Annotated in this window: 21 protein-coding genes and 1 pseudogene; 9 read left to right on the forward strand and 13 right to left on the reverse strand. The window is 68.8% G+C overall.

Translation table 11 applies throughout. The annotated features are described in order from the left end of the window. Positions 1-48: 48 nt before the first annotated feature. The 4 genes and pseudogenes from ABD481_RS08820 to ABD481_RS08835 all read right to left on the reverse strand — a co-directional run bounded on the left by ABD481_RS08820 (position 49) and on the right by ABD481_RS08835 (position 2,735). Positions 49-612 (reverse strand): hypothetical protein, encoded by a 564-nt coding sequence (locus ABD481_RS08820; protein ID WP_344665050.1) that lies wholly within the window; start codon positions 610-612, stop codon positions 49-51. 81 nt (positions 613-693) lie between these two features. Beyond that, positions 694-1,602, reverse strand: coding sequence for a non-homologous end joining protein Ku (gene ku / locus ABD481_RS08825; RefSeq protein WP_344665051.1), 909 nt, complete (start codon positions 1,600-1,602; stop codon positions 694-696). Positions 1,603-1,729: 127 nt separating this feature from the next. Beyond that, positions 1,730-1,912 (reverse strand): annotated as a pseudogene (locus tag ABD481_RS08830) (LLM class F420-dependent oxidoreductase); the annotation flags it as partial. 349 nt (positions 1,913-2,261) lie between these two features. Further along, positions 2,262-2,735, reverse strand: a complete 474-nt coding sequence (locus ABD481_RS08835) for a hypothetical protein (RefSeq protein ID WP_344665052.1) — start codon at positions 2,733-2,735, stop codon at positions 2,262-2,264. Between the two features lie 260 nt (positions 2,736-2,995). Here ABD481_RS08835 and ABD481_RS08840 point away from each other — a divergent pair, with 260 nt between their 5' ends. Further along, positions 2,996-3,268 (forward strand): GlsB/YeaQ/YmgE family stress response membrane protein, encoded by a 273-nt coding sequence (locus tag ABD481_RS08840; protein WP_344665053.1) that lies wholly within the window; start codon positions 2,996-2,998, stop codon positions 3,266-3,268. A 35-nt stretch (positions 3,269-3,303) separates the two neighbouring features. Here the strand turns inward: ABD481_RS08840 and ABD481_RS08845 are convergent, their stop codons facing one another. After that, complete coding sequence (locus ABD481_RS08845; RefSeq protein ID WP_344665054.1) at positions 3,304-3,636, reverse strand: hypothetical protein; 333 nt, start codon at positions 3,634-3,636, stop codon at positions 3,304-3,306. Positions 3,637-3,875: 239 nt separating this feature from the next. Between ABD481_RS08845 and ABD481_RS08850 the strand changes: the two genes are divergently transcribed. Continuing rightward, a complete protein-coding gene (locus tag ABD481_RS08850; protein WP_344665055.1) occupies positions 3,876-4,214 on the forward strand; it encodes an STAS domain-containing protein in 339 nt (112 codons plus the stop codon). A 48-nt stretch (positions 4,215-4,262) separates the two neighbouring features. Further along, positions 4,263-4,931 carry a DUF1345 domain-containing protein gene (locus ABD481_RS08855; protein ID WP_344665056.1) on the forward strand — a complete coding sequence of 223 codons (669 nt, stop codon included), beginning with the start codon at positions 4,263-4,265 and terminating at the stop codon, positions 4,929-4,931. 11 nt (positions 4,932-4,942) lie between these two features. Here the strand turns inward: ABD481_RS08855 and ABD481_RS08860 are convergent, their stop codons facing one another. From ABD481_RS08860 to ABD481_RS08870, 3 genes are read right to left on the reverse strand one after another with little or no spacing between them, the layout of a single operon-like run. Continuing rightward, a complete protein-coding gene (locus tag ABD481_RS08860; protein ID WP_344665057.1) occupies positions 4,943-5,206 on the reverse strand; it encodes a DUF4235 domain-containing protein in 264 nt (87 codons plus the stop codon). Next, positions 5,203-5,595 carry a DUF3618 domain-containing protein gene (locus ABD481_RS08865; RefSeq protein WP_344665058.1) on the reverse strand — a complete coding sequence of 131 codons (393 nt, stop codon included), beginning with the start codon at positions 5,593-5,595 and terminating at the stop codon, positions 5,203-5,205. Before ABD481_RS08865 ends, ABD481_RS08860 begins: the two co-directional genes overlap by 4 nt. Further along, the gene (locus ABD481_RS08870; protein ID WP_344665059.1) at positions 5,592-6,014 is read right to left on the reverse strand and encodes a phage holin family protein; all 423 of its coding nucleotides are present in this window, start codon (positions 6,012-6,014) and stop codon (positions 5,592-5,594) included. The genes ABD481_RS08865 and ABD481_RS08870 overlap by 4 nt, the downstream gene beginning before the upstream one ends. Before the next feature lie 578 nt (positions 6,015-6,592). Between ABD481_RS08870 and ABD481_RS08875 the strand changes: the two genes are divergently transcribed. Next, a complete protein-coding gene (locus ABD481_RS08875; protein WP_344665060.1) occupies positions 6,593-7,594 on the forward strand; it encodes an iron-containing redox enzyme family protein in 1,002 nt (333 codons plus the stop codon). Here ABD481_RS08875 and ABD481_RS08880 read toward each other — a convergent pair. After that, the gene (locus ABD481_RS08880; RefSeq protein WP_344665061.1) at positions 7,571-7,795 is read right to left on the reverse strand and encodes a CDGSH iron-sulfur domain-containing protein; all 225 of its coding nucleotides are present in this window, start codon (positions 7,793-7,795) and stop codon (positions 7,571-7,573) included. The genes ABD481_RS08875 and ABD481_RS08880 overlap by 24 nt on opposite strands. A 172-nt stretch (positions 7,796-7,967) precedes the next feature. Here ABD481_RS08880 and ABD481_RS08885 point away from each other — a divergent pair, with 172 nt between their 5' ends. After that, entirely contained in the window at positions 7,968-8,489 is a 522-nt protein-coding gene (locus ABD481_RS08885; protein WP_344665062.1) for a hypothetical protein, read from the forward strand. Between the two features lie 20 nt (positions 8,490-8,509). Here ABD481_RS08885 and ABD481_RS08890 read toward each other — a convergent pair whose 3' ends face one another. Continuing rightward, complete coding sequence (locus ABD481_RS08890; RefSeq protein ID WP_344665063.1) at positions 8,510-9,157, reverse strand: helix-turn-helix transcriptional regulator; 648 nt, start codon at positions 9,155-9,157, stop codon at positions 8,510-8,512. Between the two features lie 178 nt (positions 9,158-9,335). Between ABD481_RS08890 and ABD481_RS08895 the strand changes: the two genes are divergently transcribed. From ABD481_RS08895 to ABD481_RS08910, 4 genes are all read left to right on the forward strand, one after another. Beyond that, a complete protein-coding gene (locus tag ABD481_RS08895; RefSeq protein WP_344665064.1) occupies positions 9,336-9,767 on the forward strand; it encodes a nuclear transport factor 2 family protein in 432 nt (143 codons plus the stop codon). Between the two features lie 371 nt (positions 9,768-10,138). Further along, the gene (locus tag ABD481_RS08900) at positions 10,139-11,251 is read left to right on the forward strand and encodes a glycosyltransferase (protein WP_344665065.1); all 1,113 of its coding nucleotides are present in this window, start codon (positions 10,139-10,141) and stop codon (positions 11,249-11,251) included. Further along, positions 11,248-12,324 (forward strand): glycosyltransferase, encoded by a 1,077-nt coding sequence (locus tag ABD481_RS08905; RefSeq protein WP_344665066.1) that lies wholly within the window; start codon positions 11,248-11,250, stop codon positions 12,322-12,324. Before ABD481_RS08900 ends, ABD481_RS08905 begins: the two co-directional genes overlap by 4 nt. Before the next feature lie 178 nt (positions 12,325-12,502). Then, complete coding sequence (locus ABD481_RS08910; protein ID WP_344665067.1) at positions 12,503-13,240, forward strand: GAF and ANTAR domain-containing protein; 738 nt, start codon at positions 12,503-12,505, stop codon at positions 13,238-13,240. Here ABD481_RS08910 and ABD481_RS08915 read toward each other — a convergent pair. The 3 genes from ABD481_RS08915 to ABD481_RS08925 all read right to left on the reverse strand — a co-directional run bounded on the left by ABD481_RS08915 (position 13,233) and on the right by ABD481_RS08925 (position 15,869). After that, positions 13,233-14,306 (reverse strand): acyl-CoA desaturase, encoded by a 1,074-nt coding sequence (locus ABD481_RS08915; protein ID WP_344665068.1) that lies wholly within the window; start codon positions 14,304-14,306, stop codon positions 13,233-13,235. The genes ABD481_RS08910 and ABD481_RS08915 overlap by 8 nt on opposite strands. A 120-nt stretch (positions 14,307-14,426) precedes the next feature. Next, entirely contained in the window at positions 14,427-14,909 is a 483-nt protein-coding gene (locus tag ABD481_RS08920) for an ATP-binding protein (protein ID WP_344665069.1), read from the reverse strand. 195 nt (positions 14,910-15,104) lie between these two features. Further along, on the reverse strand, positions 15,105-15,869 hold the full coding sequence (locus ABD481_RS08925) for a GAF and ANTAR domain-containing protein (protein WP_344665070.1): 765 nt from the start codon (positions 15,867-15,869) through the stop codon (positions 15,105-15,107). Positions 15,870-15,949: the final 80 nt, after the last annotated feature.

A 15,949-nucleotide genomic window follows, 5' to 3' on the forward strand; every position in this document is an offset into this window, starting at 1 on the left:
TCCGCCCTGAACAGAATCGCTGTTGGGAAGCGGCTCGTTCCGCAACTGCTATCGCTGGGAAAGCGCATCCATGGCGCTGTCGATGACGCTGTCCCCTCGGAACTCGGCTTCCTGTTCGCGGTCACTGGCCAGCGCAGAGGCGCCGACTCGAAGCCGGATCCTTTCCAGTACTGCGAGCTGGCTCTCCGCTCTGTCTATGAGCCGGTCGAGCTCGTGGATGTCCAGGCCTTCGGCTGCGGCGGCCATCTCGCGTAGCAGCGACCATCCGGCCAGGTTCGCCGAAACGCCGGTGGACATTGCTTCCAGCTCGACCAGATCGCTGAGGGGTGAACGACGGAGAAGGTGTCCGTTCAGCTTCAGGCGGCCCATCTTCTCGCCGAGCCATCCTGCGAAGGCTTTGATCGGATCGACGCGGATCTCAAGGCGTCGCATGATCTCGCGGAGGGACTCGGCGTCTTCAGCAAGCTCCCGACCTATTTTCCGCAGTCGGTTGTGCTCGTCTTGGTCATGAGTGGCACGAATCGCGCGCCGCGCCAAGTCTCTGCCGATTGTGGCGACGGTCAGGTGGTCGTTCAAGTAGATACTGAGGAAGCGCTTGTTGAGCGTGGACACTCGATCCTCCTTCGGATCGACAGCTTGTTCGTCGCCCGTCGGAGCGAGCCGTGCGTCCGGCATCGGCAATGCACAGGCGGCCTAGGCCGATTTGCGGGCCGCCGACTTTGCCGTCTTTGCTGTCTTCGCGGGCTTCGCCGACTTCGCCGCCTTCTTCTCGCCCTTCGGGTGCGCCGGTGCCCGTTTCTTCGGCTCGGCCGGCGGCTCCTCACGCGTCTTCTTGGCCTGCTCCACCGAGGCCTTCAGCGCCGCCATGAGGTCCAGGACCTTGGCGCCGCCCTCGTCGTCCTTCGGCGCCGGCGGTGTGATCACCTCTCGACCCTTGGCCTTGGCCTCGATGGCCTCCAGCAGGGCCTCTCGGTAGTGGTCGGTGTACTGCTCGGGATCGAAGTCGACCGTCATCTGGTCGATCAGCGCCTGCGCGGCTGCCACCTCGTCGCGCTTCGGATCGGATTCCGGGATGTCGACGGCGGGCCGGATCTCGTCGGGCCAGTACATCGTCTCCAGTACGAGGATCTCCTCGCGGACCCGAATGGCTGCGAGGCGTTCGCGTTCGCGGATCGCGATTTTTACCAGAGCTGTCTTGCCGGCCTTTTCGATGGCGTCGCGCAGCAGTGCGTAGGCTCGGGCCCCCGCCTTGTCGGGCACCAGGTAGTACGAACTGGAGAACATGATCGGGTCGATCTGTTCCTCCGGCACGAAGGCCTCCACGGTGATCGCCTTCAGCGTGGGAACCGGCAGCCCCTCGAAGTCGGCGTCGGTCATCACCACTGTGTCGCCGTCGGGAAGCTCGTAGCCGCGGGCGATGTCCTCTGTGGCCAACTCTTCGCCGTCGACCTCGCAGACCCGCTTCTGCCGGATCCGGCCGCCGTCCTCCTCGTGGTAGCGATGGAAGTGGACGGACTTGTCCTCGGTCGCCGAGTAGAGCCCGACTGGCACGTTGACCAGCCCGAATGAGATGGATCCGCTCCACACCTTGCTACTGGGCATGGCGCCAGTCTCCGGTCGCCCGTCCAGGCGCGCCACCGGCGGACCGGCATCCGCGTCACAGTCGAACATCTGATCCCCGAAGCATCCGCGGCACTGCACGCGACGGCGGCCACGCGGACGCGGAGTCCACCTCGGTGAATCCGGCCTCGGCGTAGGGGCGCACGGCTTGGACGAACTCCTCGACCACGTCGCCGCAGGGGATTGATTCAGCGACGTCTTCGGGACGCACGAACTCCGACGCCGCCGCGAATCCGGCCGGTCCGGGCAGCTCGGCGTTGACCTTCCAGCCGCCGCCGAACCATCGGAACTGCCACGGAGAGGTCGAAGCCGGCCTGCTCGGCTCGGACCAAGTCCCGCACCAACTGCTGAGGGCCGGCCTGCTCGGTCATCATCGTGTAGCCGATCCGAACCATGGCCTCGCGGTGCCCGGAACCGTCGGACTCAAACGGGGGTGAAAGAAGAGGAAGAGGACCGACTGGAGGCCACTCCGGACCAGGTCGCCCGGGAGCGTAGGCGGCTGCGGCACGCGGCTGAGATGGCCGAACCGGCTTACCGCACGGCACAGGCCGGTGAAGACACGAACGATTGAGCCAGGAACGACTGAGCCAGGGACATCTGAGCCACTGGCAGGGTATTGCGTCTATATCAAATAGCGGATATCAGGTCCGCCGCGCCGTAGTCGACCGGCCCGTTCGCTGGAATGCAGTGGTCTCGCGGGCCGTTCGCCGGTCCGGCAGGAGTCGCACCTGGCTGGCGCACGGCTGATCGGCTAGTTCTCGGGCCAGGAGGTCGCGGACGCCGTCTTGGGTGGCGCGGCTCTCGGCCAGGTCGCGGTCGGCGGCTTCCACTGCTTGTTGAGCGTCGACGATGTGTTGCGGGATGCCCGACAGTTGGGCCTGACGGAGGTCGCTGAGGGCCATCGCGCGCAGGTGGAGGGCTGCGCGTACGGCGGTGTCGGCGTCTTCGGTGGCCGCGTGCAGCTCGGCGATCCAGGCGCCGAGGACCAGTTGCTCGGCCATCTGGACGGCGTCGTCGGCCGCTGTCTCGGCGAGCTTCCGGTCGGTGGGGGAGACCATGCGCAGGGCGGCGCGTCGTCGCCATCGCATGAGCGCGCCTGCCAGTTCTCGTCGCATGTCGGTCCTCTTCCTGTCAGTTCGTCGGTGAGTCGGTGAGTCAGGTGCATGGTCGGTCGACCAGGTCGCTCGGACCCGGGAGGGCCGGGTACCCAGGCGCGCGGATATCAATCCGGGCATTTTTCGGAGCGGGCTGCTCCCCCGTTCGAACACCCATGTCGCTTCGGACCATGGCGCCGGGGCATAGGCGTACTCGTCCAAGGCGGACCGACAGTCATCGAAAGATATCGACAGTCACTGACAGATATGGAGTAGCGGCGATGTTTCAGCTCTTGTGGATCCTCATTCTGGGCCTCGTTCTGGGCGCCCTCGCCCGCCTGGTTCTCTCCGGCAAGCAGGACATCCCCATCTGGCTGACGACGCTCGTCGGCATCGGCGGGGCCTGGCTTGGCAACGGCGTGTCCGGCTGGATCGGCGTGCGGCACACCGGCGGCGTGGACTGGATCCGGCACGGGCTTCAGCTGGGCTGCGCCGTCGTCCTGGTCGCCGTGGCCAGTTCCCTGTGGGCGGGGCGCAGCTCTGTGCGACGCTAAGCCGGAGGCCGAGCCGGCGAGCCGGCCCCAGCCGGTCAGCCGCTCGAGTTGGTGTCGATGGGCGGGCTGGAATCGCCATCCGTTGTGCCTCGCGGACCATAGGTGTTCTCCGGGACCTCCTCGCTGAAGGACACCGGAGACGCGCCGTGGTGCGCCAGCACCGCGGCGAAAACCAGCCCCGCCAGAATCAGCACCGCCCCGATCACCAACAGCACCAAGCTCCAGGCCATCAGCGCTCCGCCGATGGCCAAGGCGCCCGCGATGAGCAGGCCGACCACGATCCAAGGCGCCGCGGACGCCTGGCCGGTGTGTCCGGTGTGTCCGGTGTGGCCGCCGCTGCGGGTGTGACTGTGGGTGTGACTACTCATAAGACCTCCGTTCCAAGGAACCTCGTGTGCCCCGGGTCCCGCACCCCAAACGGATCAACCCCCGATCCGCCTGCCCCCGGGCCCGGTGAACCGCGAGCTCAACGACAGCCGCCGGCCGCTAAAGGTGACCCGAATTTCAGGTGTTCATTGACACGCCACCAAAGCGGGCCCAGGGTGAAAGTCACAACGTCGGCGCCCAGCTGTCGGGCCCGGCGGGCTTTCGAGGGTTGGGAGGCAGGATGAAGCTCACCTGCACCGCGCGACAGTCCGGACAGCAACTCATCGTCACCGTCGCCGGCGACGTCGACCTGGCGATCTACCCCCGCCTCCGGACGGAGGCCCAGACCTGGGCGGACAACGGCACCGACGTGGTCATGGACTGCTCGGGCGTCACGTTCATGGACTCGATGGGAATTCGTGTCCTGATTCAGCTCAGGCGGGCGATCACCGATGCCGGCCACACTCTCGCCCTGGTCGGTCCGTCCCAGCCGGTGGTGCGCGTCCTGGAGCTCGCCGGCATCCAGGACCTGTTCGAACAGGCGGCACGGCCACAGGCGGACGACGAGACCACGTCCTAGGCCATCCGGTTGCACGAACTTCGGCTGAGAAGCTGCCAGTCTTGGCCCATGCCATCGAATACCAGCCACAACGATTCCGCGCGGGGTCCGTCCGCCTCGGCTCAGCTCAAGCTCCTCGTGGCGGTCGGCGCGGGATTGCTCGCGGGCGTCGTCGCGGCGCTGCTCGGTGCAGGCCGCACCGCTCCGCTGATCGGCTGGGACGCGCTGGTGGTCGTCTTCGGCGGCTGGATGTGGACGGCGGTGTGGCCGCTGGATCCGGAGATGACGCGCACGCACGCCCAGCAGGAGAACCCCAGCCGGGACCTGGCCGACGCCCTGCTGCTCGGGGCCGCGGTCACCAGCCTCGCGGCCGTGGGCGTCGTGCTGTTCGGGGCTTCGCACGCCCCTGGAGACGAGCGCTACTGGGAAGCCGCTCTCGCACTGCTCTCAGTCTTCGCCTCGTGGGCACTCGTCCACACCGTCTTCACCCTCAAGTACGCCCGCCTGTACTACGGCGGCACTCCGGGCGGCATCGATTTCAACGAGACCGAGCCACCGCAGTACAGCGACTTCGCCTACCTGGCGTTCACGATCGGCATGACGTTTCAGGTCTCTGACACGGACATTCAGACCAAGGAGATCCGCCGGGCCACCCTCCGCCACGCATGGCTCTCGTTCCCGCTCGGCGCCGTCATCATCGCGACGTCCATCAACCTGGTATCGGGACTGGCCAAATAGCCGGCACGCGGTCAGGAGGAAACCGCTCGTTTCATTCCTTCGAGCTTCAGCCGCTGCGCCGATGTCTTGGCCACGGCAAAAATAGCCGCTTCCAAGCCCGTGCTGAGAAGCAGATCCGACCAGCTGGTGTCCGCGTCGTCGACTTCCGGCAGCGTGTCGCGGTGAGTCAGAGCCTGCCAGATCTGCCGTGTCAGGATACTGGCAACGGCGCCGGCGGCCAGACTCAGACCGAAGCCCACCGGCTTGTAGACGATTTTCGCGGTGCGGGGCTTCACTGACGGCCTCCGTTGTTTCCAGGCTTGAGGGCCATGAGTCGCGCGGTCAGGCCGGCGGCCAGTACACCCGCCGCAGTCAGACCTCGTTGGACAGGTGTTACTCGGGCACTGAGATCGCGGACGTCGTGCCACAACGTCTTCGCATGAGCGGTTGCCCGCCCGGGCAGCGACTGGATCTGGGTCTTCGTGTGGTGGAGCATGTCCCGGGCCGCGTCTTCGGCCCGGTTCTTGACTCGCGTCTTGGCCGCGAGCGCTTCCAGCGTTTCCTGAAGCTCGGTCCGCGTAGCCGAGATATCAGCTTTCAGCTCGGTCCGCTGAGGAGACGGCTGAGGGGATGGCTGAGGAGACGGCTGAGGGGATGGCTGAGGGGATGGAAGTTCTGAGGTCATGACTGGCGTCCTTCCTGCACGGCGCCGTGGGCCAGGCGCAGGTCTGTTCGCACCGACTCCGACGCCTCGGTCGGCACCGGCGGCGTCGCGGCCTTCAGCCGGCGTTTGCCGAGCAGAGCCGCGACAGCGGCGAGGAGGAACGCGCCGGCCATCGGGACGGCCACCGCCAGCCACAACGGCCAGACGTTCGCCAGCGCCACGACCAGCAGCGCCCAGGCCAGAATCAGCCCGATCCGCAGCAGGAGCAGCGCCGAGGCCACCAGGCCGGCCCCCATGCCCAGCTGCTTCGCCTTGGTCTGCATCTCCAGCTTCGCCAACGCGATCTCGTCATGGACAAGCCGTGAGATCTGGACCGCGGCATCGTTCACAAGCTCAGCCGTCGACGAGGACGAGGCGGATGTGATTCTCTCGGTTGCCATGAGTTCTCCTGTTCGCCGCGCTCCTCATGGCCAACTTCGGCTTTGTGAAACACGAGATTCGACGCTTCGGGGCAGCAGGTGGGAGCGGGCTGAGCGTCACTCCAAGTGCGATCCGTCGGAAGCAGCGGCTTCCTCCGGCTGGGCCAACGCGCAACAAACCGCCGCGACCGCCATACCGCCGACCGCAACCGTCACCGCCTGATCCGCCGCGACTATCGCCGTGAATCCGACGGCCGCGCTCCAGGCCGCTGATGCCCCCAGCCAGAATCTCCGCGAGCCGACTCCGAAGGCGCCCAGTGACGACCGCACGGGCAAGATGTTGTCTTGGGACGGGCTGATTTCGCCGTGATTGATGGTGGTCACTGTCTGCTTACCTCTGCCTTGATCACAGGCGCGCGAAGACCAGATGTGGATTTGCGCCGTTCGCCTCGTATGACCAGGCAGCCTCGCGCCAAACCCCCGAGTTTCCCGCCGCTGAGCGCCGCGGGTGATCCGTTTGGAAGTCGATGTCGCGGTCATGCGGAGGTCGGCAATCCGATCTCCAGCATCTTCCCGGGCAAACGCAGAGAGGCGCATCCATGGACGTGGTTCTGACAGCCGGGCAGCCTCGGCTGCCCGTCGATCGCGGCGAACTGTCGGCAGCCCTGTTGGCGGCTTTCCGCGAAGCCGGGCAGCTGCCCGACACCGAGTTGGCTGACCGTGCCGACCCCTACGGCGACGACCTCCAACTCGCCCTCTACCTGTGCTACGAGCTGCACTATCGCAGTTTTGAGGGAGTCGACGACGGCTGGGAATGGGACCCGGAGCTGTTGCGGCTGCGCGCGGTGATGGAGCGGCAGTTCTTCACCGCGCTGCGGGCCGAGGCACCGCCCTCCGACGATGTGGAGTCGGCGTTGGCGCCACTGCTGGTCGATCCGGTCGACGGCCACGGCGTCTCGTACTTCCTGAAGGACCACGGCGAGCTGTGGCAGCTTCGCGAGTACGCGGCCCAACGCTCGGTGTACCACCTGAAGGAGGCGGACCCGCATCTGTGGGTGATCCCCCGCCTGACCGGTCAGGCCAAGGCGTCGATGATGGCGGTGGAATTCGACGAGCTGGGGGGCGGACACGCCGAGCGGATGCACGCGACGCTGTTCGCGAACCTCATGGCCGACCTCGGGCTGGATCCGGCCTACGGCGGCTACGTTGATGCCGCCTCGGCCGAGATGCTGGCGACGGCGAACGTCATGTCGATGTTCGCACTACATCGGAGCCTGCGCGGGGCCTTGGTGGGCCACTTCGCGGCGCTGGAGATCACGTCGTCACCGAGCTCGCGGCGCATCGTCCAAGCGATGGAGCGGCTGGGCGCCGGTCCGGACGCGGTGCGGTTCTACGCCGAGCACGTCGAGGCCGACGCCGTGCACGAGCAGGTGGCACGGCACGGAATCATCGGCGGCCTGCTGGCCGCGGAGCCCGAGCTCGCCGCCGACGTGGTGTTCGGCATCTCGGCCACCCAATTCCTGGGCGGCCGCCTGGCCGACCAGCTCATCGGGGCCTGGTCGGCGGATCGAACCTCGCTACGCGTCCCGCTCCGAGCGTGAACGGTCCCGGTGGCTGGCGTCGCACCAGGGATAGACCCGGCTGCGTCGGCAGGTGCACAGCGCGACGATCACCCGGTCCGAGGACGCGATCCGTCCGTCGGGCAGTTCGATCTCGACCGGGCCGTCGATCAGAACCGGTCCCTCGGTGCCCATTGTGACCCGCGTAGTGGACCGTTCATGCAGCGCGTCCGCATCCGACATCACGATCACCTCCTTCGGCCCTCCCGATGACCGTGATCGCTGAAGGCAAAACACACGCGTAACGCCGATCACCGCCTCAGCCGCACTTTTTAGATGATTTGTTTGGACCGTGCCGGGTCGGGGCATCGCGGAGGCCATCGCGCGTAGCCAATCAAAAAGAGGATGAGCACTCATGACAGAAAACTCATATGGCGATGACCTCACCGCCGCGCGGGCCGAACTGCGTGAAGAGGTCGAGGCGGCTCGCGAGGAACTGAACCACGTCGCCAAAGACCCGGCGGCGCGGGCCGAAGTGAAGGACCAACTGGCGGACAAGCGCGATGCCGTGGTGGAGCAATCCGCTTCCAAGCTGGCCGACGCGAAGGCGAGCGCCGGGCAGAAGGCGGCCCAGGTCAAGGAAAAGGTCTCCGAGGTGGCGACACAAGCCGGCCAGAAGACAGCCGAAGTCCTGGATTTCGTTAAGGAAAAGACCCCTGAGCCGGTGCGCGAGAAGGCTGCCGAAGTCGGCGAGCGCCTCGATGGCGCGGCTGCCGCGGTCGCCGACACCGTCCAGGACAAGACGCCCGATGCCGTGAGCGACAAGGTGAGTGCCACAGTGCAGGCGGCCCGCCGCCATCGGCCTCAGGTCCTGGCAGCATTCGCCGCGGCAGCGGGGGCGTTCCTGCTCCGGTGGCGTTCGCAGCGGAAGCGGTGAGGAAGCTCAGCCGTAAGTCGTCACTGGTGTGACTGGGGCGGTCGAAGGTCCGCGCCGGCCAGCAACAGCGCCAGGTGGAACCGGCTGCGCGCGCCGTACTTCTCCATCAGGTCCGCGACCGTGTAGGAGATGGTGCGCCGGCTCAGGCCCAGCTGCTCGGCCACCGTCTGGTCGGTGCAGCCCTCGGCGAGCAGCGTCACGACCGCGCGTTCCCGGGCTGACAGCCCCGCCGGCCATCGCACCGGCTCGGCCGCCTGGCCCCACAGCCGCTGGTACATGTCGACCAGGGCGCGCACCAGTGGCTTGGCGGTGATCTGCCAGACCCCTTTCAGCGGATCCTCCGGGTCGATGGGCGTCATGACGATCGCGCGGTCGATGATGACCATCTTGACCGGCAGGGCCGGCAGGATCCGATGTTCGGTGCCGGCGGCGATCAGCTGCACGTCCTGGCCGGACGGGGCCGACCCCAGCCAGCGCGTCCGCACGTCCGGCGGCATCGGCAGCGTCCCCAGCACCGGGCGCTGGGCCGACGCGGGGACCATGACCAGCCGCTCGCTGCGATCGACGGAGACGACCTCGGCGAACCGGGCCACCACGGTGTCGGCCCCGAACAGCGGGCACACACCGCGCCCGGCCCGCAGTGATTTCAGCCACGCCGCCTCGGACATCGCCGGCCACCCCCTGACGTCACGCCCTGTGGATCAGCATCCTGCCCCAGGAAACCGGGCGGCGGCAATGCGGAGCGGACACCGTTGCGACTTTGCGCAAGGACAGGTCAGGAGTGCTGCGCGCCCCCTGCCGACCCCCGCATGGTTCCTTTCATCATCAGTTCCGAAAGGACACCTCATGAACCACGACTTGCGGACCCTGGCCGACCGGGCCGAGCTGAACGACCTGCTGCTGCACATGGGTCGGGCCCTGGACGAGCACACCTTCGACGACCTGAACGACGTTCTGACGCCGGACGCCACCGGCTCGACCCGCAACGGGTCCGGAACCGGCCGCGACATCCTGATCGCCCAGATCGAGGCCGGCAACAAGGACCACACCCGCCTGCTCCACCGGTTCAGCAGTGTGCTGATCAAGGTCGACGGCGACACCGCAACGATCCGCGCCTACATCACCGCTCTGACCGGCACCGCCGAAAGCCTCGTGCCGACCTCCCGGCGCTACGGGCTGATGCGGGACAAGGCCGTCCGGACGCCGGACGGCTGGCGGATCAGTGAGCTGAGGGTCGAGCCGGTGTTCGTGGTGGACGAGGACACCGTCGGCGCGTAGCCCGGGACAAGGTCTTCCAGCCCGGTCACGAGGTCCCCGGCAGCCGTCGGGGACCTCGTTCGGCCTCGACGAACCACCTCCGACGGCCCCGACACCCCGACTGACGTCATGCCGGCTGCTACAGTGGAGGTCGATACCGCCGTCCAGTGGCGGTACAACCCACCGGCACAGCGAGGCCTTATGCCTCGCGCTTTGGTACCCGGTCAGGGTCGTGGTCGCCCAGATGTCGCGATCGCTTTGAGTTTCGCGATGAGCAGGGGCTTGTCTTCGCAGCCGTGCTCGATCGTCTGTTTCGTGGATCACCGAGTAGTAAGGGCTTCGCTGTGGCCACTTTTGGCTTTCTTAGTACCTATCCGCCCACTCACTGCGGGTTGGCGACGTTCAGTGCCGCGCTGTTGCGCCACTTGACCGAGCAGGGCTCCCCCGACCGGGGTGGAGTGGTCCGGGTCGTCGACCGGTTGCCGGCCGCCGTCCATCCGAATGTCGTGGCGCATCTGGTGAACGGGGCGCCGGGCGGTCCGGCTGTCGCGGCCGCGACGCTGAACCGGTTCGATGTCGCTGTCGTGCAGCACGAGTACGGCGTCTACGGCGGCCCGGACGGGGCCGAGGTGCTCGACGTGCTGGCCGAGGTGACGGTTCCGACGATCGTCGTACTGCACACCGTGCTGGCGGCTCCTTCGGTGTTGCAGCGCCAGTTGCTGGAGCGGATCGCGGACGCCGCGGACGCTGTCGTCGTCATGTCGGACACCGCCGCGTTCCGGTTGCGGGAGGGGTACCTGGTCGATTCCGCCAAAGTCTCGGTCATTCCGCACGGCGCGCTGACCGCCCAGCGCCTGGCCCCGCCGGCCTCGTTCGACCCGTTCGCCCCGCCGGACCCGCGGCCCAAGCCCCCGGTGGTGCTGACCTGGGGCCTGCTCGGCCCGGGCAAGGGCATCGAGAGCGCGATCGAGGCGTTCGCCGGGCTGGACGACCTGAATCCGGCGCCGCGGTACCTGATCGCGGGCCAGACCCACCCCAAGGTTCTGGAACGCGAAGGCGAGGCCTATCGCGAGTTGCTGCACCGCCGGGCCGAGGAGCTGGACGTCTCCGACCATGTCGAGTTCGCGCCGGAGTACCGCAACGCGGAGGCGCTGATGGCGCTTGTCCGGATGGCCGATGTCGTGCTGCTGCCGTACGAATCGACCGAGCAGGCGACGTCGGGTGTGCTGATCGAGGCCATCGCCGCGCGCCGCCCGATCGTGGCCACCCGGTTCCCGCACGCCGTCGAGCTGCTCTCCGACGGCGCGGGACTGCTCGTCCCCCACGGCGACACGGCCGCCATGACGCAGGCCCTTCGCAAGATCCTCACTCAGCCCGCCGTCGCCGCGGGGATGAAGGCCGCCGCCGGCTCGCTGGCCCCGGCCCTGGACTGGACCGCCGTCGCCGCCTCCTACCGGGCGCTGGCGACCTCGCTGCTCGAAGCCCGCGCCGGGGTCGCGGCGTGAGCGCGGTGCGGCCGCTCAAGCCGCGGGCCGTGACCGCGCCCTCGTTCGCCCACCTGCGGCGGCTCAGCGACGACACCGGATTGTTCGAGCACGCCCGGGGCGCGCTGCCCCGCCGCGAACACGGCTACTGCCTCGACGACGTGGCGCGCGGCCTGCTGGTCATCTGCCGCGAGCCGGAACCGGACGCCGCCCTGGTGGCCCTGGCCGAGACGTACCTGGCGTTCGTCGCCCACGCGCAGAGCCCCGAGGGGGCCTTCCACAACCGGCTGGGCTACGACCGGCTCTGGCACGACGAGCCCGGCGTCGGGGACTGGTGGGGACGGGCCCTGTGGGGCCTGGGAACGGCCGCGGCCCGCGGACCGACATCCTGGATCCGCGAGTCCGCGTTGACGATGTTCGAATCCGGCGCGGCCCTGCGGTCGCCCTGGGTGCGCAGCACAGCCTTCGCGGCCCTGGGCGCCGCGGAGATCCTGGCCGTCATGCCGGGACACGACATCGCCGCGAAGCTCCTGGCCGACGCCGCCGATCTGGACAAGGCCCCCAGCGGGAACCTGTCCTGGCCCTGGCCCGAGGAGCGGCTGGACTACGCGAACGCCGTTCTCGCCGAGGTCCAGATCGCCGCCGGCCACCTCCTGCACGACGAGCAGCGCCTGGACCACGGGCTCGCCCTGCTGGGCTGGCTGCTGACGCAGGAGACGGTGGACGGCCACCTGTCCCTCACGCCCGTCGGAGGGAACGGCCACTCCGATCCCCAGCCCGGCTTCGACCAGCAGCCGATCGAGGCCGCGGCGATGGCCGACGCCTGCGCGCGGGCCTACGCCGTGACCGGCGACGAGCGCTGGGCGGCGGGCGTGTCGCTCGCGGTCGGATGGTTCCTCGGCGAGAACGACAGCGGATTCGCCCTCACCGACGAGCACACCGGCGGCGGCTGCGACGGCCTGGAACGCAATGGGCGCAACGAGAACCAGGGAGCTGAGTCCACGCTCGCCCTCATAGCCGCCCTCCAGCACCGCCGTAGGTTCGCGAAGCAACTCGCCTCCGCTTCACGGCGGCCGCTGAAGACACGGGACTGATTCTCCCGTTCAACAGTCGCCGGGCTTCGAGCGCGGCGCTGCCGACCTGGCCTGACGAGGTCGCCGGTGGAATCCGATGGCGAGGCGCGCCGGCCCTCGCCGACGCCGGCTGCGAACCGGCCCCGGCCACATGGTGGGCAAGCCAGCGCCGCCCTCCAGGCGGGTCTAGTTTGAAGGAATGAGCGTGACCCGCGAGCGACAGCTCGTCGAGACGTTCGTCGAAGTCGCCGACACCTTGGACAAGGATTTCGACGTCAATGACTTCCTGCACACGCTGGCCGATCGGTGCGTGCAGTTCCTGGACGTGGAAGCCGCGGGCATAGTGCTCATCGACAAACGCGGGCACCTGCACGCCGCGGCGGCCTCCAGCAAGAGCGCCCGGCTGGTGGGGCTGTTCGAGCTGCAAAGCGACGCAGGACCCTGTGTCGACTGCTGCCGTAGCGGCCGACCCGTGGTCAACGCGGACCTGGACGCCCACACCGAGCGCTGGCCGCGGTTCGCCGACGCGGCTCGGGCCTCGGGGTTCGCGGCCGTGCACGCCCTGCCGCTGCGCCGGCGCGAGACGGTCATCGGCGCCTTGAACCTGTTCGGCACCGACAACCGCGTGCTGACCGGCGACAACATGCACACCGGCCAGGCGCTGGCGGACGTGGCGACCATCGGGATCCTGGCACAGCGCGGTCTGCACCGGGCCGAGTTGCAGGCCACGCAATTGCAGAACGCCTTGAACAGTCGCATCGTCATCGAGCAGGCCAAAGGCATACTCGCGGAACGTCAGGGGATCTCCGTCGAGGCGGCGTTCACCCTGCTGCGCGAATACTCCCGCGCCCACAACGCCCGCCTGTCCGACACCGCGCGCGAGGTCGCCGAGGGATCGACGACCGCGCCCGAACTGCTGCGCACCGGTGTCAGCTGACGCGGTCGCGACGCGCGGTCCCGCTGTCCGCCGACACCGGCTCCGCATCAAACCTGCGCGGGCCCGAACTCGGAAGCGGGCCTGAACTCGCAAGCGGCTCAGAATCCGGGAGCGGACGCCGATGCTCCGCCAGACGTCGCGGGTCCGGCCAGCGGACGTCGGTCGCCCAGCCGAGCCGCTCGAACAGACGGATCACGCCGGCGGTCAGGTCGATCTGGCCGCGGTCGACGCCGTGCCGGGCGCAGGTCGGATCCGAGTGGTGGGTGTTGTGCCAGCTCTCGCCCATCGACAGCAGGGCCAGCGGCCACAGGTTGGTGGCCCGGTCGTGGCGGCGGGTCGTGAACGGCCGGGTGCCGAGCAGGTGGCACAGGGAATTGACACTCCAGGTGACGTGCTGGAGCAGGAAGACCCGGGCCAGGCCGGCCCAGATCAGCGCGGTCAGGCCGGCCACGAGGCTGAACCCGCTGAGCGCCCAGCCGGCCAGCGCCGGCAGCGCCAGCGACAGCACGCACAGCGCCGGGAAGGCTCGGGAGACCCGGCACATCACCGGTTCGGCGAGCAGGTCGGGGGCGAAGTGCCCGACGTCTGTCGGGTCGTCGCCGAACAACCAGCCGAGGTGGGCGTGCAGCAGCCCGCGCAGCTGCCCCACCGGGCCCGTGCCGTACCGGTACGGCGAGTGCGGATCGCCGGGCCGGTCGGTGAACGCGTGATGGCGCCGGTGCGTCGCGACCCAGCTGATGACCGCGCCCTGGAAACTCATCGAGCCCGCGAGGGCCAGAGCGGTCCGCAACGCGGGCTTGGCGGTGAAGCTCCGATGGGTCAGCAGCCGGTGGAAGCCGACGGTGACGCCGAAGCCGGTCAGGAAATAGAAGAACCCGGTGAGCAGCAGGTCCGTGAGACCGACGCCGTGTCCCCAGAACAGCCACACCGCGGCGGCGAGCCCCAGGAACGGCGCCAGGACGAGCAAGGCCGTCACGGCGACTTGGATCCGGCGGTGCTGCGGCGTCGTGGTGGTCGGCGGACGACCGGGAAACGGTTCGAAACCGTCATAGGGGATGGCAGCCAAGGTGATCGCCTCGCTAGGTGAAGGCAGCGAAGCGGGTTACTGGACCGGCGTGTGGTCTAGACCAAATCGAAAAACTCGGTCGGCTGCGATGAATGGTCTCGCGTGGACAGTCTACTCCGGTCAGCGCCGGACCGCTGACGGCAGAATGCCGTCGTCGAGTTCGAAGACCCTTTCCGCCTCGGGCGTGGCCTGGACGAGGACGTAGGTGAACCAGACGATCTTCCCGGCCGGGATTCTGCGCCAGCCGTAGGTCGCCGCCAGGGCGCGGACGATCCGCAGGCCCCGGCCGTGCTCGCCGACCGGGCCGGGGACGGGCAGCCGAGGCAGCCGCGGGCTGGAGTCGACGACCGCGCACAGCAGGATCCGCCCGTTGGACATCAGGCGCAGCCGGATCGGGCCCCGGCCGTGGACCAGCGCGTTGGCGACCACTTCGTTGACGAGCAGCAGCGCCTCGTCGCTGGGGGCGAAGCCCCAGCTTCGCAGGACGTCGGCGGCCGCGTAGCGCGCCAACCGCGGAGCGGTGCGATCGAAGGGCAGAAGGTAGGCGGCAGCCAGATCGGGCTGGACCGGGAGAGGCGAGGCGGGTTTGGGGGTCGGATGCATCTCGACACCGGTTTCGGACGTGGCCGGGTACGGCAGGCCTCGCCTCCGGACCGGCCGCCTTTCGTCTTGGCCCCTGCCCTCAGGGTCTCATCACAAACCCCTTAGCAGGTCGCACAGGGGTGGGCACGGAAAGCACAGTGGGCGCGGTGGGCACGGGTAAGCGCGGTAAGCACGGCGAGCCCGGGTCAAGGACCCTCATCGCCCCCGGGGAGCCGCCGGCGGGTCGAACCAGGCCTCGGCGGCGTCGGCACCACCGGTGGCGGCGACGATCCGGGCGGCGACCATCCGAGCCTTGACATTCCGGTCCTGCGACGACTTGCTCAAGATGGCGAACGCCTCCGCCGCCGGGCATCGCCGCTGGGCCATCAGGATGCCGACGGCCTGGTCGATCACCGGCCGGGAGGCCAGCGCATTCCGCAGTTGCGCGGTCAGGCCGATCTGCTCGGCGATCCGGACCGTGGCGGCGAGCGCCCCGGTCGCGATACCGACGAAGCCTGCCGCGCGCTCGATCACGGCCGCGTCGAACGTCCCCGTGCGCCGTGAATACAGGCCGACCACGCCGAACACCCTGCCGTCGGCGCCGACCGGCAACGACAGCGAGGACCTGACCCCGCAGGCCGCCGCCCTGGTCCGGTAGCCGGTCCACCGGCCGTCGGCGCCGGAGTCGGTGATCAGCACCGGGGTCCCGGTCCGCATCGAGTACTGGCAGGGCCCGTGCGCCAAGCCGTATCGCACCTCGTCGACCCCGGCGGCCAGCGAGTCGGTGGACACGGCGGCCGCCGGAAGCCCGACGGGCCGCAGCGTGATCCCGCAGGACAGGCCGATGCCGACCCGGGCCACGGCCAGGGCCGCCACGCCGGTCAGGAAGCCGTCGACGCTCTCGGCGCCGATCAGCTGGGTCTGCAGCTCGATGAGGCTGACCGCGACATCGCCGAGCACTGACACACCGTCCACATTCACGACCCGTCCCAGGAATCCGCGTTCAGCGGGAAACCGAGTATTCGTCACACCCTGGGACGGCCCGCCGGACCGGCGGGCGC

The sequence above is a fragment of the Catenulispora yoronensis genome (assembly GCF_039531695.1).
In the GTDB taxonomy this organism is placed as follows: domain Bacteria; phylum Actinomycetota; class Actinomycetes; order Streptomycetales; family Catenulisporaceae; genus Catenulispora; species Catenulispora yoronensis.